Genomic DNA, 22886 nt, shown 5'->3' with positions numbered 1-22886 from the left:
TGGTTGCCAGCTCGTGCGGCAGCCCCCGCCTGTGGTTATGGATTCCGGGCTCGCGCTGCGCGCGCCCCGGAATGACAGAAACTACGCCTCCGCCAGCACCCGTGCATTGGCGCGAACCGAGGCTTCGCTGACGCGAATGCCGAGGCCCGGGCCGTCGGGCACCACGACATGGCCGGCGCGGTTCGCAACGCGCTCCTCCAGCACGTCCTCGGTCAGCACGTGATGCGGCATGTAGAATTCGCAGCCGAGCGAGATGCCTGGCGTAGCCGCGATCAGCTGCGTGCCGGCGGCAAGCCCGATGCCGCCCTCCCAAAGCGTGCCGCCATAGCCGGGCAGGCCGGCGATGTCGGCGATCGCCATGATCGCCTGGGCCTCGAACAGGCCGCCGGCCTTCATCAGCTTGATCGAGACGGCATCGGCCGCTTCACGCCGCACCACCTCCATCATGTCGCGGCGGTCGAAGCAGCTCTCGTCGGCCAACACCGGCGTTTCCAATGCCGCGGTGAGCTGCGCCATCACGTCGAGATATTTCCGCGGCACCGGCTGCTCGATGAAGGTCGGCGCGAATTCCTCGACGTCGCGCAGGATCTTGATGGCGCCGAACGGCGCCAGCGCCTGGTTGTAGTCGACGCGCAGGTCGACCTTGTCGCCGAATTCCTTGCGGATCGCTTCGAGATGATCGAGGTCCTCGCGATGCGGCTTCACGCCGGTCTTGACCTTGTAGATGACATTGCCGTCCGGAACCATTTTCCGCATGCGCTCGAGATCGGCGGCGAAATCGGGATCGGCGATCGAGAAGGAGAGGGGGATGGTGTCACGCACGCGGCCGCCGAGCAGGTCGGCGACCGACAGTCCCGAAGATTTGCCGACGATGTCGAGCAACGCCATCTCGATTGCGACCTTGGCCTCGGCATGTCCGACCAGCGTACGGTCGAGCTCGGCCATCAGCGCGCGGATGCGGCGCACGGGTTTGCCGAGCACGATGGGGCGCAAGTAAATGTCGAGCGCCGAGAACGCCGCTTCAGGCGTTCCCGTAAAGACCTCCCACGGCGCCGCCTCGCCCCAGCCGATCACGCCATCGCTCGACGTCAGCTCGATCAGCACGCGCTTCACCGTGCCCTTGACGTTGCCGACGCCCTGCAGGCGCGCCATCTTGATCGGGCTTTCGATCAGGAACAGCCTGATGCGCTCGATGGTTGCTTCGGTCATGTCAGGCCTCCATTGACGTGCCAGACCTGGCCGGTGACGTAGGACGCCTTCGGTGACGCCAGGAAGGCGATGATCTCGGCGACTTCCTCCGGCCGCCCGCGGCGGCGCATCGGGATCAGCGCTTCGGTTGCGGCGATCTGTTCGGGCGACAGCCGGCTCTCGCTCGGTCTGTCCTTGACGATGAGGCCCGGCGACACCGCGTTGACAGTGATGCCGTCGCTCGCAAGCTCGATCGCGGCTAGCCGCACCAGCGCTTCCAGCGCGGAACGGCTCGCGGCGGTCGCAGCAAAGGGCGCGAATTCGGGCCGGATCGCGTGCGCGACGAAGGACGACATCGCGACGATGCGCGCATCGCGTCCGGCGCGCAGCGCCGGCAGCGCGGCATCGACCAGCCGCGTGAACGCCAGCGCCGATTCGTCCATCGCCTTGCGGAATTCATCCGCCGGCGTGCCAATGGCGCTGCCGCGACGGGCGTGGCCGCCGACGAGAACCAGTCCATCGAGCCGGCCGAAGGCGGCATTCGCGGCGGTGACGGCATCAGTAATGGCGGCTTTCTCGGCAAGATCGCCGAGACACTTTGCGACGATAGCACCTTTCGCTTCGGCCTCAGCCGCGCTCGCGTCGAGGCCTTCTGTGTTCGCGCGCGTGTGGAGCAGCAGCGCAGTGCCCGGCGCCGCAAGGAGCTTTGCGGTGGCGCGGCCGATGCCGCTGGCGGCGCCAGTGACGAGATAGACGCGTTCGATGTTTGACATCACGGTGTCGCGTTGGCAGGCGGCAGCGCGCCGGTGCGGTGGAAATGGCTGAGGAAGGCGCGCGTCGCGGCCTCCCGCGGGCTGTCGATCACCTGCCGCGCCGAACCCTCCTCGACCACGATTCCGTCGCGCATGAACACGACACGCCCGGCAACCTCGCGGGCGAACGCAATCTCGTGGGTCACGATCACCATCGTCATGCCCTCGGACGCCAGCTGCTGGATCACGTTCAGCACCTCACCGACCAATTCGGGATCGAGCGCGGAGGTGGCCTCGTCGAACAGCATGACATCGGGCTCCATCGCGAGCGCCCGCGCGATCGCGACGCGCTGCTTCTGGCCGCCGGAGAGCGTCGCCGGATATTGGTCCGCTTTCTCCGCAAGTCCCACCTTGGCGAGCTGGGCCCGCGCAAGCGTCTCGGCCTCCGCCTTGGCCATGCGCCGCACCGTGACAGGCCCCTCCATCACGTTCTGCAGCGTCGTCATGTGCGGGAACAGGTTGAAGTGCTGGAACACCATGCCGGTGGTGGCGCGGAATCTCGCCAGCGTTTTGACATCAGGCAGCTTGGCGCCGTCGCCGAATGCAAAGCGGGTGTCGCCGACGCGGACGCTGCCGCCGTCGGGCACGACCAGGAGATTGATGCAGCGAAGCAGGGTCGATTTGCCGGAGCCCGACGGCCCGATCAGCGCGACCACGCCGCCCTTAGTGACGTCGAGATTGATGTTCTTGAGGACCTCGTTGCTGCCAAAACTCTTGCGAAGGCTGCGGATCTCGATTTTCGGCGTCTCGCTCATTCGCTCACCGCCAGTTGCTTCTCGCCGCGGCGGACGAGGATGGTGAGCGGAATCAGGATTGCCGCATAGGCGAGCGCGACCGCGGTGTAGGTCTCCAGCGGCCGGTAGCTGTCATGGGCGGCGACCTGGCTCTGATAGACCAGATCAGGCACGGCCAGCACCGAGACCAGTGAGGTGTTCTTGAACTGGATGATCGACTGGTTCATCAGCGCCGGAATCATGCGCTTGATTGCCTGCGGCAGCACGATGCGGCGCATGGTCTGGCTCGGCGTCATGCCGAGCGCGGCGCCGGCCTCGGACTGGCCGCGGTCGATCGAGACGATGCCGCCGCGGATGATCTCCGAATAGAACGAGCCACCATAGAGCGAGAGCGCCAGCGCCGAAGCCGTGATCGGGGTCATCGCGACACCGGCGAGGATCGGCAGCGCGTAATAGAACCAGATCAGCTGCACCAGGATCGGCGTGCAGCGGAACGCCTCGATGAAGGCGAGCGCGGTCAGCCGCAATGCCTTGATCCGCGACAGGCTGCCGAACGCCCCGAGCAGGCCGAACAGCAGTCCGCACACGACGATGACGATCGTGAAGCCGACAGTGACGCCGAGCCCGTTGAGAAAGAGCCAGCGATAGCTCCAGAGGATGCCGAAGTCCCACTGATACATGCGTGCTCTCTTCTTCACCTCTCCCGCTTGCGGGAGAGGTCGCATCGCATCGAAGATGCGATGCGGGTGAGGGCTCTTTCCTCTGGGGGAGTCTCTCCGCGGAGGCACCCTCTCCCCAACCCTCCCCCGCAAGCGGGGGAGGGGGCGGAGTGGAATGTGAGGAGCGAGCCGGCCTCGAACATTACTCTTACAGCGACACGCCCGGCGGAATGTCCGCTTCCGTCACGCCGACCAGCTCCATGTTGGTGATGATGGCGTTGCGGATGAAGCCGAGGCCCTTGTTGAAGTCGATCCAGGTGTTGACGTAATCGCGCCACGTCTTGTCCGCCTCGCGGCGGAAGCCGGCATTCGAGGTGGTGGCGAAGATCGGCGTCGGCAGCACGAGCTGGCCGAGCGCGGGGTTCTTCTTCAGCACGGTCAGCGACAGCATGGTGATCAGGCACTGCGCGTCGACGCGGCCGGTCTGCAGCGCGGCGGTGGCATCGTCGGCGGTCTTCAGCCGCGTGATCTGCGCCTTCGGCGTCAGGCGGCTGACGACCTGGTCATGCGAGGAGCCCTGATCGACCGCGATCTTGATGTCGGGCGAGTTCAATTCGGCCCAGCTCTTCGGCTTGAAATCCTTCTTGCAGAGGATCGCGAAGGCGTTGTTGAAGACCGGCACCGAGAAGTCGATCACCAGCGCGCGCTTCGGGGTCGGGTTGAGGCCGAAGAAGATGTCGATCTTGTTGGCCTGCAGGTCGAGCACCGAATTGCCCCAGGTGGTCTCGGTGATCTCGAGCTCGGCCTCCATGTCGTCGGCCAGCCCCTTGGCGATGTCGATGTAGAAGCCCTTCCACTGGCCGCTGGACAGATCCTTCATGTAATAGGGCGCGCCGCCGCCGACGGCGCCGATCCGCATCTTCTTGGTCCGGCGGATGCGGGCGAAGGTCGATTCGTTCGGATCGGCGGTCTGGGCCACGGCCGGCGCCGCCAACGTGGCTGCGGCGACCGCGCCAAATCCGACAATCGATGCAACATCACGACGTGTAACCATTGGGATCAATCGCTTTTCTGGTTGGATGGAGTTCCGCGAAGGTTCTTAGCAAGCTGGTGCCGGCAGAGAAAGCACAGCCTCTCGGCTGGGCAGGTCCGAAATTGCCCGGATGCTGGGCAGGATCAAGCGGCAAGAGCCGATACCCGCTTGCTTTCCGCTCCCTTTGGCCCCAAATAGGGGCCGGGAGATTGGCGGTGGACGAGCCACTCGCCAACCGGGTCAGGTCCGGAAGGAAGCAGCCCTAACGAGGTCCGGATCGGGTCGCTCGTCAGTCTCCTACCTGTTTTTCCGAGCGAACCAGCGCCGGCGGCACCAGCCGCCAGCGCGCTCCTTTCCGCAAAAGCCGGCCAAGAGACATTTCATTGCGGATCGACCGATGACCGACGCTGGCGCCCCTCCCAATCCCGACAGCGCCGGTCAGGCCGGCAACGCGCCCTACCGGGTGCTGGCGCGCAAATACCGCCCATCCTCGTTCGATGACCTGATCGGCCAGGAGGCCGTGGTCCGCACCGTCTCCAACGCGTTCGAGACCGGGCGCATCCCGCAGGCCTGGATCCTCACCGGCGTCCGCGGCGTCGGCAAGACCACCACTGCGCGAATCCTCGCCCGTGCCCTCAACTATGAGATGCCGGACGGATCGGTGAAGGGGCCGACCATCCACATGCCGGCGCTGGGCGTGCATTGCCAGGCGATTATGGAAAGCCGGCACATGGACGTGCTGGAGATGGACGCGGCCTCGCACACCGGCGTCGACGATGTCCGCCAGATCAATGACAGCGTCCGCTATGCCCCCGCCAGCGCCCGCTACAAGGTCTACATCATCGACGAAGTCCACATGCTGTCGACGGCGGCGTTCAACGCCTTCCTGAAGACGCTGGAGGAGCCGCCGGAGCACGCCAAGTTCGTGTTCGCGACCACCGAGATCCGCAAGGTTCCGGTCACCGTGCTGTCGCGCTGCCAGCGCTTCGACCTGCGCCGCGTCGAGGCCGACGTGCTGATGAAGCACCTCGCCAGTATTGCGGCCAAGGAGAACGTCGAGATAGAGCCGGAGGCGCTCGGCATCATCGCGAGGGCCGCGGAGGGCTCCGTGCGCGACTCGCTGTCGCTGCTCGACCAGGCGATCGCGCATGCAGCGGGGCAGGTGAAGGCCGATGCCGTCAGGCAGATGCTGGGCCTCGCCGACCGCACCCGCGTCATCGACCTCTTCGAGTCGCTGGCACGCGGCGACATCGCGGCCGCCTTCAAGGAGTTCCGTGACCAGTACGATGTCGGCGCCGACCCGATCGTCGTGCTCTCGGACCTCGCCGAGTTCGTCAATTTCGTCACCCGTGTGAAGGTCATTCCGGCGACTGCCGACAACGTCGCCTATGGCGAGACCGAGCGCGTGCGCGCCAAGGAGTTCGCCTCGAAGATCTCGATGCGCGTGCTGTCGCGGATGTGGCAGATGCTGCTCAAGGGCATCACCGAGGTGCAGGCCGCAACGCGCCCCGCGGCCGCGGCGGAAATGGTTCTGGTGCGCATCGCCTATGTCGCCGACCTGCCGACGCCCGACGAAGCGATCAAGATGCTCGAGCAGAACGGCGGCGGCTCGCCGGTCGTGAGCGGTGGAAGTAGCGCGCGCAGCGGCGCCCCCGCCGCGCCGGTTGCCTCGGCTTCGCCGATTTCGCCAGCGCCTGTGCGGCTGCCGACACCGTCTCCGACTGCGTTTGGCGGTGGCGCCCGGCCGCAGATGGCGGCGCCCGCGCCGGATCCGCAAGGGGCGGCACCCCAGCTGCGGATCACGAGCTTCACCCAGCTGGTTGCGCTCGCCGGGCAGAAGCGCGACCTCATGACCAAGGGCGCACTCGAAGGCGATATGCGTCTCGTGCGTTTCGAGGAGGGCCGGCTCGAAGTCGCGCTCGAGCCCAACGCCTCCAAGACCATGATCTCGGAGCTTGCGAAGAAGTTCGAGCTGTGGACCGGCCGCCGCTGGACCGTGATCGTCTCGAACGAACAGGGACAGCCGACGCTGCGCTCGGTGAACCAGGCGGCCAAGCAGGAGCATGCCCGTACCGCGGAAGCGGATCCGCGCGTGCAGGAGGTGCTGTCGCGTTTCCCCGGCGCCAAGGTCGTCGAGGTCCGCAGGCTTGCCCCCGAGGCGCCGGAGGCCAATATTAACGCCGACTATGGCAGCGACGATCCGCCTGACGGTTCCGACGGCGACGACGATCTCTAGCGCCAATTCTTTGTTTTCAAGGACACGCACCCATGGCTGATTTTCTCGGCATGATGAAGCAGGCGGCGCAGCTGCAATCCAAGATGCAGGCGATGCAGGACGAACTCGCCAACGTCGAGGTCGAGGGCATCTCCGGCGGCGGCCTCGTCGCCGTGCGCATGACGGCGAAGATGGACGTCAAGGGCGTCAGGATCGATCCTTCGCTGATGAAGGCCGAAGAGCGCGAGGTTCTGGAAGACCTGCTCGTCACCGCCCTCAGTGATGCGCGCCGCAAGGCCGAGACCGCCATGCAGGAGAAGATGCAGGCCCTCACCGGCGGGCTCGGCCTGCCGCCGGGGCTGTTCGGCCAATAAGATGGGCGCTGTTGCAGGTCCTGAGATCGAGCGGCTGGTCCAGCTGCTCGCGCGGCTGCCGGGCCTCGGTCCGCGCTCGGCGCGGCGCGCGGCGCTGCATCTGATCAAGAAGCGCGAAGCGCTGATGATGCCGCTGTCGAGCGCCTTGCAGGTGGCGCTGGACAAGGTCCAGGTCTGCAAGACCTGCGGCAACATCGACACGCAAAACCCCTGCACGGTCTGTACCGATCCGAAGCGCGACCCCTCCATCATCGTCGTCGTCGCCGACGTCGCCGACCTCTGGGCGCTGGAGCGGGCCAATGCGACCCAGGGTCGCTATCATGTGCTCGGCGCGACATTGTCGCCGCTCGACGGCGTCGGCCCGCAGGACCTCACCATCGACGCACTGGTCGCGCGTGCCCACGCAGCGGAGGTGCATGAAATCATCCTGGCGCTGAATGCGACGGTGGACGGCCAGACCACGGCGCATTACATCACCGACCTGCTTCAGGACGCCAATGTGAAGGTGACGCGGCTCGCCCATGGAGTTCCCGTCGGCGGCGAGCTTGATTATCTCGACGAAGGTACGCTATCGGCTGCGATGCGGCAGCGCACCCTGTTCTAGCCATCCAGACTTTCCACGGAACGGACGACATGACGAAACTTTTCGCCACACGCTTCGCTTTGGTCGCGACGATGCTGATGCTGGTGACCCCGGCCATCTCCGCGCAGCAACGCGACGAGGCGCCGCCGCCGTCCAAGCCCGGCAAGCCGATCAACAATGGCGACGTGCTCTCGGGCGAGCTCAACGCGATGAAGGTGCGCGACGCCAAGAACGGCAAGCGCGTCGCGACCTACCAGATCACGTCGGAACCGCGCCGCCTGCCGCCGCCGAACGGGCTGTGCAACCTCGAAACCGGCCCCGAGACGTTCCAGCTCGTCACCTCCAGCGACGCGCAGGCCGCGCAGCTGAAATCCTTCGTCGGCAAGGAGATCTCCGTGAAGGTGGACGAGGTCGCCTGCGCCAGCGATCCCGGCCAGATGAGCGAAGCCGTGATCACCAAGTGGAGCCTGATCAAGAAGCAGTAGGGGGGCAAGTGAGGTGCCGTAGGGTGGGCAAAGCGAAGCGTGCCCACCACCTGTTTCTATTCATAGCGTGATGGTGGGCACGGCGCGTTGCGCCTTTGCCCACCCTACGAGACCTACGGCAGCGTCACACCCTCACCGGCCCCAGCGCCTCGAAATGCCCGCGCTTCTGCAAATACGCCAGCAGGATCAGGCTCGGGATGGCGACGAGGACGGAGATCGCGAAGAACATCGGCCAGCCCGTTGCCTTCGCCAGATAGCCCGCGCCCGACGACAAATAGGTCCGTCCCACGGCGGCGAGCGCCGTCAGCAGCGCATATTGGGTGGCGGTGTGCAGCGGGTTCTGGCACAGCGCCGAGAGATAGGCGACGAAGATCACGGTGCCGATGGCGTTGCAGAAATTGTCGGAGGTGATCGCGAGGGTCAGGGCCCATTCGTTGACGCCGACCAGCGCCAGCCATGAGAACGACAGGTTGGACATCGCCTGGACGATGCCGCCGATCCACAGGCTGGTTGCGAGCGAATAGCGCCGGGCCACGAAGCCGCCGGCAAAGCCGCCGGCCAAGGTCGCGACGATGCCGACGCCCTTGACGATCACGGCATAGTCGTTGCGCGTGAAGCCGATGTCGATCACGAACGGCACGGTCATGTTGCCGGAAAACGCGTCGGTGAATTTGAACAGCACGACGAAGGCAAGCGCAGCCCATGCCTCCTTTCGCTGCAAAAACTCTGAGAACGCCCCCAGCGCGGCGTGGAATACCCGCGTGATCGCGTCCTCGTCGCGCGTGACGGCCTCGGCGCGCTTCGATTGCGCGGGCTCGGTGGCGGCCAGCGCCGTCACCGTGCCGATCAGCACCAGAGCCGCCATCACCACATAGCCCCACATCCAGGCGGCGCCACGAGGGACGATTGCCTCGAAGCCGGTGACGATGAATAAGGCGCCCGCGGTCGATACCAGCATGCCGATGCGATAGGCCGCGACATAGGCGGCCATGCCCGCGGCCTGCTCGCTTTCGGGCAGGCTCTCGACGCGGAACGCGTCGACCACGATGTCCTGCGTCGAGGACATCGTCGCGACCAGCAGCGCGCCAAGCGCGACCAGCAGCGGCGAACGTGCCGGATCGGTCAGCGCGAGCAGCAGAATCGCGCCGATCAGCAGCAATTGCGAAAACACCAGCCAGCCGCGGCGGCGTCCGAAGGCCTGCGTGAAGAACGGCACGTGCAGCGCATCCACCAGCGGAGCCCACAGGAACTTCAGCGTGTATGGCGTTCCAACCAGCGCAAACAGCCCGATCGTACCAAGATCGACACCGGCCTCGGCCATCCACACCAGCAGCGTCGATCCCGACAGCGCCAGCGGCAGGCCGGAGGAGAAGCCGAGAAACAGCACGATCAGCACCCGCGGCTGCAGGTAAACGGCAAGGCTCTCGCGCCAGGAGGGCGCAGGGGCGGCGGTCACGGCGGAGGAGGTCGCGTCGGGTGCGGTCATGGGGAGGTGTTAGCAGATTCTGGGGGAAAAGACTCTCGCGGTAGCTGGTCAGACGGGAGAGCTTTCAACACGCTCGGTGTCATCGTCCGCGAAGGCGGACGATCCAGTAATCACCAGCGGCTCGTTCAATCACAACTGCTGCGGCGGACTGGATACCCCGTCTTCGCGGGGTATGACGGCGCTATGGTGGTCCGGCTATACCAGGATAGAGATCATCCCAGTTTGGGTTATGCTGCTCGATCAACCGAACCTTCCACGCCCTGTTCCACTTCTTCAGCCGCTTCTCCCGCTTGATCGCATTCTCGGGATCATCGAATTGCTCGAAGTAGAGAAGTCGGGCGACGTCGTACTTCTCCGTGAAGCTTTCGATGGCCTTCAACTTGTGCTGCGCCACTCGGCGGACGAGATCGTTCGTCACGCCTATATAGAGCGTGCCGCCAATTCGGCTGGCGAGAATGTAGACGTAGTAACCCATGTGATCATCTCACCACCGTCATCGTCCGCCTTGTGCGCAATTGCGCACTGGGGCGGACGATCCAGTAACCACCAGCGTCTCGGTTCAATCACAACGCCGCGGCGTACTGGATGCCCCGCCTTCGCGGGGCATGACAGTGTGCGCCAATCTCACTCCCCCGCCTGGAGCTTCCGCGGAAACAGCTCGCCCGCCCCCGTCGCCACCAGCCGCGGTCCCTCCACCGCATCGCTCTTGCTGAAATCGAGCTCCTCAATGCGCCCTGCGCGCTTCTCGATCTTGTCGGCGGAGATCAGCACCTGGCGCACGTCCTCGTTGACGTCGGAAAAATGCTTCTGCAGCTTGAGGACGCGGTCGCGCAGGCGGCCGAGATCGTCGCCGAGCTTGATCACCTCGGTGCGGATCTGGTCGGCGGCATCGCGCATGCGCGCGTCCTTCATGATCTGCTGCATCACCTGGATCGCGAGCATCAGGAGCGACGGCGACACCAGAACGACGCGGGCGCGATAGGCCTTCTGGATCACGTCGTCGAAGCCGTCGTGGATCTCGGCGTAGACCGATTCCGACGGCACGAACATCAGCGCCATCTCCTGGGTCTCGCCGGTGACGAGATATTTTTCGGCGATGTCGCTGACATGCTTCATGACGTCGCTGCGCAGGCGCTGCGTGGCAACGCGCCGCTCCTCCTCGGTCCGGGCGTCGTGCAGCGCCGTCATCGCCTCCAGCGGAAATTTCGCATCGATGCAGAGCGGGCGCTGGTCCGGCAGGAACACGACGCAGTCCGGCCGCTTGCCGGTCGAGAGCGTGAACTGGAACTCGTAGGATCCCTTGGGAAGACCGTCCTGGACAATCGCCTCCATCCGCGCCTGGCCGAACGCGCCGCGCGACTGCTTGTTGGCGAGCACGTCGCGCAAGGTGGTCACCTGCGTGGTGAGGTCGGTGAGGTTCTTGTGCGCGTTGTCGATGATGCCGAGACGCTCGTGCAGCGCGCGCAGGCTCTCCATGGTGTTGCGGGTCGAATGTTCCATGGACTGGCCGACGCGATGCGTCACCGAATCCAGCCGCTCGTTGACCGCCCGCGCCATCTCGGCCTGACGTCCCGCCAGCGCCTGGGTCATGGCATCGACCCGGCCCGAAGCCTCACTCTGGGCGTGCAGCACTTGGGCGAGGCGCTCCTCGAGCTCGTCGGCCCGGATCGCGTGCGCCATGGCGAGTTCCGCGCCGCGCCGCCCCGAGCGCGCGATCACGACCGCAATCACAACCAGCAGGATGAGGACGAGCGCACCGAAGCCGATCAGCGCATCGATCGTGCGCACCGGCCAGTCGCCCAGCATGAAAATGATCTCGTTCATGGGCCCTTCTAACGCGATTCGCCGATATTCGCGAACGAAGAGGGAACAATCGGGGTTAACCACCCCCTAATTTTTATGGTTAACGAAAGGCGAAGTTTTATGGTTAGCGAGGGGTTAACGGGTTCCTGGCCGCATTGACCGCATCCGGCGCGCGGCTTAAATCGCGGCCATGGCCCTCAGAGAAATCATCATCCTGCCCGACAAGCAGCTGCGTCTGGTCTCCAAGCCGATCGAGAAGGTCACGGCCGAGATCCGCAAGCTTGCCGACGACATGTTCGAGACCATGTACGACGCGCCCGGCATTGGCCTGGCGGCGATCCAGGTCGCGCAGCCCTTGCGTCTCATCACCATGGACCTCGCCAAGCGCGACGAGAACGGCGAGACCAAGCCGCTGCCGCGGGTCTTCATCAACCCCGAGATCATCGCCTCGTCCGAGGAGCTGTCGGTGTACGAGGAAGGCTGCCTCTCGATCCCCGAATATTACGAGGAGGTCGAGCGGCCCGCGAAGGTGCGCGTGCGCTTCACCGATCTCGACGGCAAGGTGCATGAGGAGGATGCCGAAGGCCTCTACGCCACCTGTATCCAGCACGAGATCGACCATCTCAACGGCGTCTTGTTCGTCGACTATCTGTCGAAGCTCAAGCGCGACCGCGTCATGAAGAAATTCGAGAAAGCCGCCAAGCGCGCGGCGGAGTAGGGGTATCCGTCGATGCCCCTCCGCCTCATCTTCATGGGCACGCCCGATTTCTCCGTGCCGACGCTGCTCGAGCTGGTCGCGCATGGCCACGACATCGCGGCGGTCTACACCCGCGCGCCGAAGCCCGGCGGCCGGCGCGGCCTGCAATTGCAACCGACGCCGGTCGAGGAAGCCGCGCGAAAGCTCGGCATTCCCGTGCTGACGCCGAAGACGCTGAAGACCGAGGAGGCGCTGGCGGAGTTCCGTGCCTTCGAGGCCGATGCCGCCGTCGTCGTCGCCTACGGCATGATCCTGCCGCAGGCGATCCTCGATGCACCAAGACTCGGCTGCTACAATCTGCACGCTTCGCTGCTGCCGCGCTGGCGCGGCGCCGCGCCGATCAACCGCGCCATCATGGCCGGCGATGCCGAGAGCGGCGTGATGGTGATGAAGATGGATGTCGGCCTCGATACCGGCGACGTCGCCATGGCCGAGCGCATCGCAATCACCGACAGCATGACCGCGCGCGATCTGCACGATCGCCTCTCGCGCCTCGGTGCCGACCTGATGGTGCGCGCCATGGCCGCGCTCGAACGCGGTGGCCTCCAGCTCAAGGCACAGAGCGAGGACGGTGTCACTTACGCCGCCAAGATCGAGAAGGCCGAGGCGCGGATCGACTGGAGCAAGCCCGCGCGCGCGGTGCTGCGCCACATCCACGGTTTGTCGCCGTTCCCCGGCGCCTGGGCCGACCTTGACGATGCGCGCGTAAAAATCCTGCGCTGCGAATTGGCGAAAGGCGCCGGCGCCCCTGGCGAGGTGCTCGACGATCTCCTCACCGTCGCCTGCGGCGACGGCGCCATCCGCATCATCGAGCTGCAGCGCGAGGGCAAGGCCCGCATGCAGGCCGCGGACTTCCTGCGCGGCGTGCCGGTCAAGCCGCCGATGCGGTTTTCTTGATGCCCCGCTACAAGCTCACCATCGAATATGACGGCGCGCCGTTCTTCGGCTGGCAGGTGCAGGACACGCTGCCGTCGGTGCAGGGCGCGCTCGAGGCGGCCGTGAAGGCGATGACCGGAGCGGATTTGCGCGTGCACGGCGCCGGCCGCACCGATGCCGGCGTGCATGCGCGCGGTCAGGTCGCCCATGTCGACGTCGACAAGCAGTTTCCGCCGGGCCGTTTTCGCGATGGGCTCAACGCGCATCTGCGCCCGCATCCGATCGCGGTGCTCGAGGCCGAGATCGTGCCTGATACCTTCGAAGCACGCTTCTCGGCGGTCAAGCGCCACTACCGCTATCGCATCGTCAACACCCGCGCCAATCTCGCGCTCGATGTCGGCCACGCCTGGCGCGTGCCGCGCAAGCTCGATACTGACGCGATGCATGCCGCGGCGCAGCGCCTGCTCGGCAAGCACGATTTCACCACCTTCCGCGACACCGAGTGCCAGGCCAAATCGCCGGAGAAGACGCTCGACCAGCTCGACGTGACCCGCGACGGCCGCGAGATTAACGTCATCACCTCGGCACGCTCCTTCCTGCACAGTCAGGTGCGCTCGATGGTGGGATCGCTGGTCTGGGTCGGCGAAGGGCGCTGGACCGCCGACGATCTCTCCGCCGCACTCGCAGCCCGCAACCGCGCCGCCTGCGGCATCGTCGCCCCGCCCGAAGGGCTGTATCTGATGAAGGTGGATTATTAGGCGAGCGGCGCAGAGAGCGGGCACACTCTTGCCAACCCCTCGGTGTCATGCCCCGGCTTGACCGGGGCATCCAGTACGCCGCGGCCTCTCGACACGATCACTGCCGTCTCTGGAATACTGGATCGGCCGGTCAAGCCGGGCGATGACACTTGGGTTTGTGGAGGCAACAGTGCCTCAAGCAAAATACCGCGCCAAAATCCCGCGATACACCTTCGTCAGCTGCTCCAAATCCTTGACCGGCACGCGCTCGTCGATCTGGTGCATGGTCTGCCCGACCAGGCCGAACTCGATCACGGGGCAATAGCTGGAAATGAACCGCGCATCCGACGTGCCGCCCGAGGTCGACAGCTCGGGCTTGCGGCCCGTCACCTCCTCGATCGCGGACACTGCGAGATCGGTGAACGGACCCGGCTTGGTCACGAACACGTTCGAGTTCGAGGGCTCCCAGACGATGCGGGCCTTGATGCGGTTGCCGCAGGCCTTGGCGAGGCGCGTCTCGACCAATTCGCGCAAGCTCGCCTGGGTGTGGTTGTCGTTGTAGCGGATGTTGAATTTCGCGCGGGCCTCGCCGGGAATGACGTTGAAGGCCTTGTTGCCGACATCGACTGAGACGAATTCGAGATTGGAGGCCTGGAATTGCGCGCTGCCGTGGTCGAGCGGTTCGTCGGAGATCGCCACGATCAGCCGCGAAATATCCGGCACCGGGTTAGAAGCGCGGTGCGGATAGGCGACATGGCCTTGCACGCCGTCGACGACGAGCGTGCCGGATTGCGAGCCGCGCCGGCCGACCTTGATGGTGTCGCCGAGCGTCTCGACATTGGAAGGCTCGCCGAGCACGCAATGATCGAATTTTTCGCCGCGCTCGGCGACCCAATTGAGCAGCTTGATGGTGCCGTTGATGGAGACGTCTTCCTCGTCGCCGGTGATCAGGAACGAGATCGAGCCCGCACCGTCCTCGCGCGGCTTGCCGCCGTTGGCGGCCAGATGCTCCAGCGCCGCGGCGACCGAACAGGCGATGCCGCCCTTCATGTCGACCGCGCCGCGGCCATGCAGCACGCCGTCCTTCACCTCGCCGGAGAACGCGCCGACGCTCCAGGCGCTCTCATCGCCGGGCGGCACCACGTCGGTGTGGCCGGCAAAGGTGATGTGCGGGCCTTCAGTGCCGATCCGCGCATAGAGATTGTCGACGTCGGTGGTACCGGGCTCGCTGAAGGTCACGCGGTGGCAGGTGAAGCCGGCTTCGTTCAGGGCTTTTTCGAGCACCCCGAGTGCGCCGGCATCGGCCGGAGTGACTGAGGGGCAACGGATCAGATCGCGGGCAATCGAGAGAGCATCGGTCATGCGCCCCGCTTAACATGCATGCCGCCGGGTGGGCTAGCGCTGGGCGGGACAATTTCGATCTCGCGGCCCTGGTCCCAGCGTTTCGCAGGAGGCGCGGCGGATGTGGAATCGCCCTCGGCTGCCGGATCAGGACCGAACCGATTGGGCCCGACGGTGCCGCGCAGGAAGCCGGTCTCGATGAAAGCGGCGAGGGGGAGGATGACGCTCGCCAACGCGAGCGGCAGCATCCAATAGCTGTCCGGAAGGCGGTCCTCGAACTGCTTGTAGAGGCCCGGCAGCACGAAATAGGCAAGTAGCCACCATGCGCTCTTGTTGCGGTCATGCAGGCGCTTCACCATGATCGCGAGATCGATCCAGAGCACCAATCCGGTTGCGGCCAGCTTGAGCAGCAGCAGCGGCAAATTGTCCAGCAGCGACCATCGATAGGCCGCGGGATCGACGATCTTGAAGACGTTCTCAGCATTCAGATTGAAGGATTTGACCTCGCTGCCGAGCGCGGACATGACGCTCAGGCAGAGCAAGAGCAGCAGGATCATTCCGCACAGGACAAAGATCAGGCTGCACCAGAATCCGGCGCGGCCCATGCGGCCGTCGAAGCGGAAGAGGTACCAGGTCCAGTTCATGCGCACGGCTCCGGGCGGAACGGGACCGCCCGGAAATTGGTCGCGATAGAGGGAGGGTGGGTTCGATCCTGGCAGCGAATGGTGAATAGCTTCGCGTTGGGTGCGCGCCCTATTCGCCACTGGCCATTCGCTACTCGCCTTGCATCAATCCCGCAGCAGCTCGTTGATGCTGGTCTTGGAGCGCGTGCGCTCGTCGACGCGCTTGACGATGACGGCGCAGGCGGTGCTCGGACCGATCTGGCCGTTCTTCATCGGCTTGCCGGGCAGCGCGCCGGGCACCACCACGGAGTACTCGGGCACTTCGCCCATGAAGACCTCGCCGGTCTCGCGGTCGACGATCTTGGTCGAGGCACCCAAAAACACGCCCATCGACAGCACCGCGCCCTTGCGCACGATCACGCCTTCGGCGACCTCCGAGCGCGCGCCGATGAAGCAATCGTCCTCGATGATGACGGGCTCGGCCTGCAGCGGCTCGAGCACGCCGCCGATGCCGGCGCCGCCGGAGATGTGCACGCGCTTGCCGATCTGGGCGCAGGAGCCGACGGTGGCCCAGGTGTCGACCATCGTGCTCTCATCGACATAGGCGCCGAGATTGACGAAGGACGGCATCAAGACGACGTTCTTGGCGATGAAGGCCGAGCGGCGCACCACCGCGCCCGGCACCGCGCGAAAACCGGCATCGCGAAAGCGGTTCGGGCCCCAGCCCTCGAACTTCGAGGGCACCTTGTCCCACCAGCTTGCCTTGCCGGGGCCGCCGCCAATGACGTCCATGTCGTTGAGGCGGAACGACAGCAGCACGGCCTTCTTCAGCCATTGATTGACCTTCCACTTGCCGTCAGCGCCGCGCTCGGCGACACGCGCCTCACCCTTGTCCAGGGTCTCCAGCGCCTGGTCCACGGCTTCGCGCACCTCGCCCTTGGTCGAGGTCGAGATGCCGTCACGCGCCTCGAAGGCGCTGTTGATGGTGGATTCGAGGGCTGCAAGGGACATCGGGATTTCCTCTGGGGAGCGCGTGTTTCGCGAGAATTGGAGCGCTTTTTCGGGATTTGGGCCGGGAGAGTCAAGCTTGGTTCGGTGTCATCACCCGCGAAGGCGGGTGATCCAGTACGCCGCGGCGGTGGCAATGAATCGAGACGCCAGCGATTACTGGATACCCCGCCTTCGCGGGGTATGACGGCTATTTGGGGCAGGATGACAATCCCGCCAAAAACCCCGCCAGATCGTCCGTGACGTGGTCGACATGGGCGGCGTCGCGGCCTTCCAGCTCCCAATCCTCGCGCACCACCTCCTTGGTCCCGTCAGGGACGACCAGCACGGTGGTCATGCCGAGCTGGTGCGGGACGGTGAGGTTGCGGGCGAGGTCCTCGAACATGGCGGCGCGGGTCGGATCGACCGCATGATCCCTCAGGAACTTGCGATAGGTCTGCTCCGCGGGTTTCGGCTCGAACTCGGCGGCGATGATGTCGAACACGCCGTCGAAATGGCCGGCGAAGCCGAGCCGCGCCAGCACGGCATCGACATGGTCGACCGAGCCGTTGGTCAGGATCAGTTTTCGCCCCGGCAGCTTTGCGATGGCCGTACCTAGCGCGGGGTTCGGCTCCAGCGGCGAGTGGTCGATCTTGTGGACATAGGCGAGATAGTCGTCGGCGCGAACGCCATGCAGAGTCATCATGCCGCGCATCGTGGTGCCGAAGCGCCGGTAATAGTCTTTCTGGATCGCCCGCGCTTCCTCCGGCCCGACATTGAGCCAGTTGCAGACGAACTCCCCGATCCGCGCATCGACCTGCTGCCACAGATTGACGTGATGCGGATAGAGCGTGTTGTCGAGGTCGAACACCCAGGTGTCGACATGGCTGAAGCTGCGGGGTGGGCTCATCACAAGTCTCTCGTTCACGGCACGGCAAAGCGCAGCGTCTTGCCGCCGCTCGACATGTCCACGGCACCGAAGCCCGTCGGCGCAAAGCCGCGCGCGCCGCAATCGGTCTGCTCGCTGGTCTCGAACTTGGTCTCGCGTGTGCAGAGCTGCCTATCGCCGCCCCAGTTCAGCGGCTTGTCCTTCAGCTTCACGACGCGGTTGTCGGCGTCGACCGCTTCGGCGAAGCTGAAGATCTGTTTCGGCTGGCCGGTCACGTCGGGGTGCAGGCAGGTCTTGGGATCGATGCGATACCAGCCGCGGCTCGTCATGGCCTTGCCGTCGTCGGTCGCGATCGCCGCCATCACCTTGTGCGGCGTGTCGTTGCACCAGGTGAGGCCGGTCGCCGACGGCGTCTGCACTGCATCGACCATGGTCTTGAAGAAGTTTTGCGAGCCCGCGATGTCGGCCGACAGGCCGCGGCTCTTCAGGAAGGCGGTCAGCGCCGCTTGCGTCTTCGGCCCGTCGACGCCGTCGATCGGCGCGGCGTCGTAGCCGGCGATCACCAGGAGCCGCTGGATGCCGGCGAGGCGCGCCTGCTCGTCGTCATATTCGGAATCCTCGGCGAGATAAGCGACCAGGTTGCCGTCCGCACCTTGCGTCGGCGTCACCTGCGTGAAGGGAACCTGCGTCTGGCCGCTGCGGCACTGCCGCGCCGCCGCGATGACGAAATTGTCCTGCGCGACGCAGAGCATGTCGTTGCCGCTTTGCGGGATCGGGGACGCGCCGTAGACGCCGAGCGCGCGGGCGTTGAGCAGGATCCGGTCGGCGGTCAGCGTGCCCTGCACCACCACGCGGCAGGCGGCGGGATCGATCCTGAACCAGCCGCGCGTCGCGGTGGCGGCCTTGTCGTCGATGCCGATCGCGGCCTCGACGACATAGGACATGCGGTTGCAGATCTTGAGGTCGGCGATCGCCGGCGCGGAGGAGAAGAAGAAGGAGACGACGGCCGCTGGCAGCGTCATCAGGAAGCGGGTGAGGGGGGAGCGGCGCGGGCGACGCTCTGTCGGTTCGTCATGGCCGGGCTTGACCCGGCCATTCACGTCTTTGCCACGAGAAGAAAGGTCGTGGATGCCCGGGCCTTCGCCGCGCCGAAGCGGCTTCGGCCGCGCAGGCGGGACAAGCCCGGGCATGACGGCTCTCGTGCGTGGCGTCTCTCGTCTCACTTGTGGATCAGCGTGCCCGTGCCCTGATTGGTGAAGAGCTCAAGCAGCACCGCGTGCTGCATCTTGCCGTCGATGATGACGACGCCCTCGACGCCCTGCTCCAGCGCGTAGATGCAGGTCTCGACCTTCGGGATCATGCCGCCGGAGATGGTGCCGTCGGCGATCAGTTTTCGTGCGTCTTTCACCGACAATTGCGGGATCAGCTTCTTCGACTTGTCGAGCACGCCGGGCACGTCGGTGAGCAGCAGCAGGCGCTTGGCTTTCAGCGCGCCGGCAACGGCCCCTGCAAAGGTGTCGGCGTTGATGTTCAGCGTCTGGCCTTCCTTGGAGGTCGCGAGCGGCGCCAGCACCGGGATCAGCTCGTAGCCGATCAGCTGGTTGAGCAAAGTGAGGTCGACCTTTTCGGGGTCGCCGACGAAGCCGAGGTCGACCGCCTTCTCGATATGCGAGTCCGGATCGACGATGGTGCGCGTCGTCTTGGTCGCCTTCACCATGTTGCCGTCCTTGCCGGACAGGCCCACCGCTTTGCCGCCGGCCTCGTTGATGTAGCCGACGATCTGCTTGTTGACGGAGCCGGCCAGCACCATCTCGACGATCTCGATCGTCGCGGCATCGGTGATGCGCAGGCCAGCTGCGAATTCCGAGACGATGCCGAGGCGCTTGAGCATGGTCGCGATCTGCGGCCCGCCGCCATGCACCACCACCGGGTTGATCGCGGTCTGCTCCAAGAGCACGATGTCGCGGGCAAAGTTCTTCGCGGTCTCCTCGTCGCCCATGGCATGGCCGCCATACTTGATGACGATGGTTTCCTCGTCATACTGCTGCATGTGCGGCAGCGCTTCGGACAGGATGCGGGCCTGGTCGAGCGGAGAGATGTCGGTCATGTCGCGGGTCTCGCTGGCGGGTCGAATGCTGCGCGTTCTATCCGATTGGCGGGGACAGCGCAAAGTGGTCTTCGTGCCCCGGACGCAGCGCAGCGCTTCTTCAGCGGTGCGCTGCAGAGCCGGGGGGGGCCCGGCTCTGCGGAGCGTCACTGCGTGCCCCACCGCGTCCGGGACACGAGCATCACCTTTTCGCCGCCACCACCGCCAACGTCACCGCCAGCCAGCCCAAAATCATCACCGTTCCGCCCGTCGGCGCCGCCATCGGAAACAGCGAATGCCCGGCATATTGCCGCAAGGTGAGGTCGCCTGCGAACAGTGCGGCACCGATCGCGAAGCCGAACGCCGCCACGAGCCCAATTCCGCCGTGCAGAAGGCCGCGCGTGAGCAAGGCGATCGTCGCGAGCATGGCCGTTGCATGAAACAGCAGCATGGCGCTGGCGGAGGCAAGACGATTAGCGTCCGCGCCATGGGCGGCGGCGGCGGCCAGCGCGACGCCGGCGGCACCCATCAGGCCGGCAAGCCCGATCAGCAGGCGGTACGCCAGCATCACGCGGCCCGCTCTTCCAACAGCTTCGCCATCGCGGCGCGCAAGCTCTCCATGCCGGTCGAGCTGCGTGACGAGGTCGCGAGCACGGTCGGGAACGCGGCCGGATGCTTGGCGAGTGCGGCCTCGGTCTCGGCGATGCGCGCCTGCAGCTCGGCGGCCTTCACCTGGTCGGCCTTGGTCAGCACGATCTGGTAGCTGACGGCGGAGCGATCGAGCGTCTTCAGAACCTCGAGATCGACGTCCTTGATCCCATGCCGCGCGTCGATCAGCACGTAGACGCGGGCGAGGCTGGCGCGGCCCAGCAGGAATTTGTGGATCAGCTCGGTCCAGGACGCGACCTGGCTCTTCGGCGCCTTGGCATAGCCGTAGCCGGGCATGTCGACGAGGCGCAGGTCGTTCTTGCCGGGGACCTCGAAGAAGATCAGCTCCTGGGTGCGGCCCGGCGTGTGCGAGGTGCGCGCCAGCGCGTTGCGCCCCGTGAGCGCGTTGATCAGGCTCGACTTGCCGACATTGGAGCGTCCGGCAAAGGCGATCTCCAGCCCCGCCATCGGCGGCAGCGTTTCGATCGAAGGCGAGGCCCAGATGAACTGCCAGTCGCGGGCGAACAGTTTTCGCCCGGCCTCGATCAGTCGCTCGTCGGTCTTGTCGTTCATGCGAGCGGTCTATCCTCTCGTCATGGCCGGGCTTGTCCCGGCCATCTACGTCTGGCTGTCTAGCACCCTCCTAAACGTGGATGGCCGGGACGAGCCCGGCCATGACGACTTGGAGGCATTTGCGTCCGCAATGACGGCGCTTACGTCGCCTTCCTCGCGAACGTCGCCTTGAGATTGTCCAATAACTCCACCTTCACGCCGTTGCGGCGCATGATGTAGCTCTGCTGGAGCACCGAGAGCAGGTTGTTCCAGGCCCAGTAGATCACGAGACCTGCCGGGAAGCCCGCCAGCATGAAGGTGAAGATCAGCGGCATCCAGTTGAAGATGATCTGCTGCGTCGGATCCGGCGGCGTCGGATTCAGCTTCATCTGGAACCACATCGTGATGCCCATGATGATCGGCCAGATGCCGAGCGCGAGGTAATAGCCGAACACCGGAATCGTGGTCGGGTCGAACGGGATCAGCCCGAACAGGTTGAACAAGTTGGTCGGGTCCGGCGCCGAGAGATCCTTGATCCAGCCGTAGAACGGCGCGTGCCGCATCTCGATGGTCACGAACAGCACCTTGTAGAGCGAGAAGAACACCGGGATCTGGATCAGCACGGGAAGACAGCCGGCGACCGGATTGATCTTCTCCTTGCGGTAGATCTCCATCATCTCCTGCTGCTGCTTCACCTTGTCGTCGGGATAGCGCTCCTTGAGCGCCTGCAGCTGCGGCTGGATCGACTTCATCTTCGCCATCGAGGCGTAGGACTTGTTCGCCAGCGGGAAGAACAACAGCTTCACGATCACCGTCACCAGCAGGATCGAGATCCCGAAATTGCCGAAGAAGCGGTAGAAGAAGTCGAGGCCGAGGAACATCGGCTTGGTGAGGAAGTGGAACCAGCCCCAGTCGATCAACAGGTCGAAATGGTTGAGGTCGAGCGCCTTGTTGTAGCCGCCGAGGCCGGCGAGCGGGAAGTTGATGCCGACGACGCCGGCTTCCTTGGCGCCGGCGAACAGCCGCGCATTCGCCGTCGCAGTGCCGCCGATCGCGACGGTGACGGGGTCGAGCAGGTAGTCGGTCTGATAGGTGTGAACCTTGCCGACGGGGTTCGACGAGAACCGCCCCTGCAGCCGCGCATTGGTGTCGGGCAGCAGCGCCGAGGCCCAGTACTTGTCGGTGATGCCGAGCCAGCCATTGGTGACATTGTTGAAATTCACCTGCTTGGCTTCGTCGACCTGCTTGTAGCTATATTCCTTCAGCTTCTCGTCGCCGAGATAGCCGATCAGGCCTTCATGCAGGATGTAATAGCCCGAGACCTGCGGCGCGCCGTGGCGCGAGATCAGCGCGAACGGATAGAGGGTGACAGGCGCGTTGCCGACATTGCTCACCTCGTCCTTGATGGTGAAGAGATAATGGTCGTCGACGGTGATGGTGCGTCGGAAGGTCAGGCCGTCGCCATTCTCCCATTTCAGCACCACCGGTGTCGACGGCGTCAGGCTGCCGCTGCCCTCCTGCTGCCAGACGGTCTGGGCATCCGGCATCTTTGCCGTCACGCCCGTCGCCGCAACCCAGCCGAACTCGGCGTAATAGGGCTCCGCCGTGCCCGACGGCGAATAGAGGACGATCGGCGGCGATTTCGGATCGACCGTCTCGCGATATTGCACCAGCGCGATGTCGTCGATACGGCCGCCCTTCAATGAGATGCTGCCGGCGATCCGCGGCGTCTCGATCTTGACGCGCGGGCTCGCTGCAATGGCGGCCTCGCGGGAAACGACCGCTTGGGGCTGGCTCGCGGCCGGCGTTGCCGGCTGGGCCGCACCACCGGGTTGCGGCGCGGCGCCCGGGGTCGCCGAGGCGGTCGGCTGCGGCGTCGTCTTCTGGAGCTCGGTCTGCGCCTGCTGCTGGGCGCGCTGCTTCTCCATCTGCGGCACGTTGTAGAAATACTGCCAGGCGATCAGCACCAGGCCGGACAGAATGACGGCGAGGATGGTATTGCGATTGTCGGTCATCTC

24 protein-coding genes and 1 other RNA gene are annotated in these 22886 nt (G+C 65.3%); 8 read left to right on the top strand and 17 right to left on the bottom strand.

Features of this window, described 5'->3' with window-relative positions; genetic code table 11:
- Positions 1 to 81: 81 nt before the first annotated feature.
- From XI05_RS22220 to XI05_RS22200, 5 genes are all read right to left on the bottom strand, one after another.
- Complete coding sequence (locus tag XI05_RS22220) at positions 82 to 1209, bottom strand: muconate cycloisomerase family protein (protein ID WP_271505573.1); 1128 nt, start codon at positions 1207 to 1209, stop codon at positions 82 to 84.
- A complete protein-coding gene (locus tag XI05_RS22215; RefSeq protein WP_271505571.1) occupies positions 1206 to 1961 on the bottom strand; it encodes an SDR family NAD(P)-dependent oxidoreductase in 756 nt (251 codons plus the stop codon). The genes XI05_RS22220 and XI05_RS22215 overlap by 4 nt, the downstream gene beginning before the upstream one ends.
- Positions 1961 to 2755, bottom strand: coding sequence for an amino acid ABC transporter ATP-binding protein (locus XI05_RS22210; protein ID WP_271505569.1), 795 nt, complete (start codon positions 2753 to 2755; stop codon positions 1961 to 1963). The genes XI05_RS22215 and XI05_RS22210 overlap by 1 nt, the downstream gene beginning before the upstream one ends.
- Positions 2752 to 3414: an amino acid ABC transporter permease gene (locus tag XI05_RS22205; protein ID WP_271505567.1), complete on the bottom strand. Its 663-nt coding sequence runs from the start codon at positions 3412 to 3414 to the stop codon at positions 2752 to 2754. The genes XI05_RS22210 and XI05_RS22205 overlap by 4 nt, the downstream gene beginning before the upstream one ends.
- Positions 3415 to 3601: 187 nt before the next feature.
- The gene (locus XI05_RS22200; protein WP_271505565.1) at positions 3602 to 4447 is read right to left on the bottom strand and encodes a transporter substrate-binding domain-containing protein; all 846 of its coding nucleotides are present in this window, start codon (positions 4445 to 4447) and stop codon (positions 3602 to 3604) included.
- A 183-nt stretch (positions 4448 to 4630) separates the two neighbouring features.
- Here XI05_RS22200 and ffs point away from each other — a divergent pair.
- The 5 genes from ffs (at position 4631) to XI05_RS22175 (ending at position 8083) form a co-directional block, all read left to right on the top strand.
- Positions 4631 to 4727: signal recognition particle sRNA small type (ffs, locus tag XI05_RS22195), an RNA gene on the top strand.
- A 96-nt stretch (positions 4728 to 4823) separates the two neighbouring features.
- Positions 4824 to 6662: a DNA polymerase III subunit gamma/tau gene (locus XI05_RS22190; RefSeq protein WP_271505563.1), complete on the top strand. Its 1839-nt coding sequence runs from the start codon at positions 4824 to 4826 to the stop codon at positions 6660 to 6662.
- Positions 6663 to 6694: 32 nt separating this feature from the next.
- On the top strand, positions 6695 to 7015 hold the full coding sequence (locus XI05_RS22185) for a YbaB/EbfC family nucleoid-associated protein (RefSeq protein WP_172786703.1): 321 nt from the start codon (positions 6695 to 6697) through the stop codon (positions 7013 to 7015).
- Position 7016: 1 nt separating this feature from the next.
- A complete protein-coding gene (gene recR / locus XI05_RS22180; RefSeq protein ID WP_025032504.1) occupies positions 7017 to 7619 on the top strand; it encodes a recombination mediator RecR in 603 nt (200 codons plus the stop codon).
- Between the two features lie 29 nt (positions 7620 to 7648).
- Complete coding sequence (locus XI05_RS22175; RefSeq protein ID WP_271505561.1) at positions 7649 to 8083, top strand: hypothetical protein; 435 nt, start codon at positions 7649 to 7651, stop codon at positions 8081 to 8083.
- A 124-nt stretch (positions 8084 to 8207) separates the two neighbouring features.
- Here XI05_RS22175 and XI05_RS22170 read toward each other — a convergent pair whose 3' ends face one another.
- The 3 genes from XI05_RS22170 to XI05_RS22160 form a co-directional block, all read right to left on the bottom strand.
- Positions 8208 to 9569 carry an AmpG family muropeptide MFS transporter gene (locus tag XI05_RS22170; RefSeq protein WP_271505559.1) on the bottom strand — a complete coding sequence of 454 codons (1362 nt, stop codon included), beginning with the start codon at positions 9567 to 9569 and terminating at the stop codon, positions 8208 to 8210.
- 181 nt (positions 9570 to 9750) lie between these two features.
- Complete coding sequence (locus tag XI05_RS22165; RefSeq protein WP_271505557.1) at positions 9751 to 10044, bottom strand: GIY-YIG nuclease family protein; 294 nt, start codon at positions 10042 to 10044, stop codon at positions 9751 to 9753.
- A 149-nt stretch (positions 10045 to 10193) separates the two neighbouring features.
- Positions 10194 to 11393, bottom strand: coding sequence for a DNA recombination protein RmuC (locus XI05_RS22160; protein ID WP_271505555.1), 1200 nt, complete (start codon positions 11391 to 11393; stop codon positions 10194 to 10196).
- A gap of 169 nt (positions 11394 to 11562) precedes the next feature.
- On the opposite strand from XI05_RS22160, the gene def reads away from it, so the two are divergent.
- Genes def through truA form a run of 3 tightly spaced genes read left to right on the top strand, consistent with a single transcriptional unit; the run spans position 11563 to position 13763 of the window.
- Positions 11563 to 12090 (top strand): peptide deformylase, encoded by a 528-nt coding sequence (gene def / locus XI05_RS22155; RefSeq protein ID WP_036041776.1) that lies wholly within the window; start codon positions 11563 to 11565, stop codon positions 12088 to 12090.
- A gap of 12 nt (positions 12091 to 12102) precedes the next feature.
- A complete protein-coding gene (gene fmt, locus XI05_RS22150; RefSeq protein WP_271505553.1) occupies positions 12103 to 13026 on the top strand; it encodes a methionyl-tRNA formyltransferase in 924 nt (307 codons plus the stop codon).
- Complete coding sequence (truA, locus tag XI05_RS22145) at positions 13026 to 13763, top strand: tRNA pseudouridine(38-40) synthase TruA (RefSeq protein WP_271505551.1); 738 nt, start codon at positions 13026 to 13028, stop codon at positions 13761 to 13763. The genes fmt and truA overlap by 1 nt, the downstream gene beginning before the upstream one ends.
- A 174-nt stretch (positions 13764 to 13937) precedes the next feature.
- Here the strand turns inward: truA and dapE are convergent, their stop codons facing one another.
- The 9 genes from dapE to yidC all read right to left on the bottom strand — a co-directional run bounded on the left by dapE (position 13938) and on the right by yidC (position 22883).
- The gene (dapE, locus tag XI05_RS22140; protein WP_271505549.1) at positions 13938 to 15104 is read right to left on the bottom strand and encodes a succinyl-diaminopimelate desuccinylase; all 1167 of its coding nucleotides are present in this window, start codon (positions 15102 to 15104) and stop codon (positions 13938 to 13940) included.
- Entirely contained in the window at positions 15101 to 15727 is a 627-nt protein-coding gene (locus tag XI05_RS22135; RefSeq protein WP_271505547.1) for a DUF805 domain-containing protein, read from the bottom strand. Before XI05_RS22135 ends, dapE begins: the two co-directional genes overlap by 4 nt.
- A 144-nt stretch (positions 15728 to 15871) precedes the next feature.
- Complete coding sequence (dapD, locus tag XI05_RS22130) at positions 15872 to 16717, bottom strand: 2,3,4,5-tetrahydropyridine-2,6-dicarboxylate N-succinyltransferase (RefSeq protein WP_271505544.1); 846 nt, start codon at positions 16715 to 16717, stop codon at positions 15872 to 15874.
- A 187-nt stretch (positions 16718 to 16904) separates the two neighbouring features.
- Positions 16905 to 17603, bottom strand: a complete 699-nt coding sequence (locus XI05_RS22125) for a pyrimidine 5'-nucleotidase (protein WP_271505542.1) — start codon at positions 17601 to 17603, stop codon at positions 16905 to 16907.
- A 14-nt stretch (positions 17604 to 17617) separates the two neighbouring features.
- Positions 17618 to 18604, bottom strand: a complete 987-nt coding sequence (locus tag XI05_RS22120) for a DUF1036 domain-containing protein (protein ID WP_271505912.1) — start codon at positions 18602 to 18604, stop codon at positions 17618 to 17620.
- 197 nt (positions 18605 to 18801) lie between these two features.
- Positions 18802 to 19689 (bottom strand): acetylglutamate kinase, encoded by an 888-nt coding sequence (argB, locus tag XI05_RS22115; RefSeq protein WP_130363552.1) that lies wholly within the window; start codon positions 19687 to 19689, stop codon positions 18802 to 18804.
- Between the two features lie 181 nt (positions 19690 to 19870).
- Entirely contained in the window at positions 19871 to 20236 is a 366-nt protein-coding gene (locus XI05_RS22110; RefSeq protein WP_271505909.1) for a DUF423 domain-containing protein, read from the bottom strand.
- Complete coding sequence (gene yihA / locus XI05_RS22105) at positions 20236 to 20889, bottom strand: ribosome biogenesis GTP-binding protein YihA/YsxC (RefSeq protein ID WP_271505540.1); 654 nt, start codon at positions 20887 to 20889, stop codon at positions 20236 to 20238. The genes XI05_RS22110 and yihA overlap by 1 nt, the downstream gene beginning before the upstream one ends.
- A gap of 140 nt (positions 20890 to 21029) precedes the next feature.
- Positions 21030 to 22883 carry a membrane protein insertase YidC gene (gene yidC / locus XI05_RS22100; protein ID WP_271505538.1) on the bottom strand — a complete coding sequence of 618 codons (1854 nt, stop codon included), beginning with the start codon at positions 22881 to 22883 and terminating at the stop codon, positions 21030 to 21032.
- Between the last annotated feature and the right edge of the window lie 3 nt (positions 22884 to 22886).

It is taken from the genome of Bradyrhizobium sp. CCBAU 11357, assembly GCF_028128865.1.
Taxonomy (GTDB): domain Bacteria; phylum Pseudomonadota; class Alphaproteobacteria; order Rhizobiales; family Xanthobacteraceae; genus Bradyrhizobium.
The sequence above is the reverse complement of the archived record's forward strand: the minus strand, read 5'-3'. Positions and strand labels throughout refer to the sequence as shown.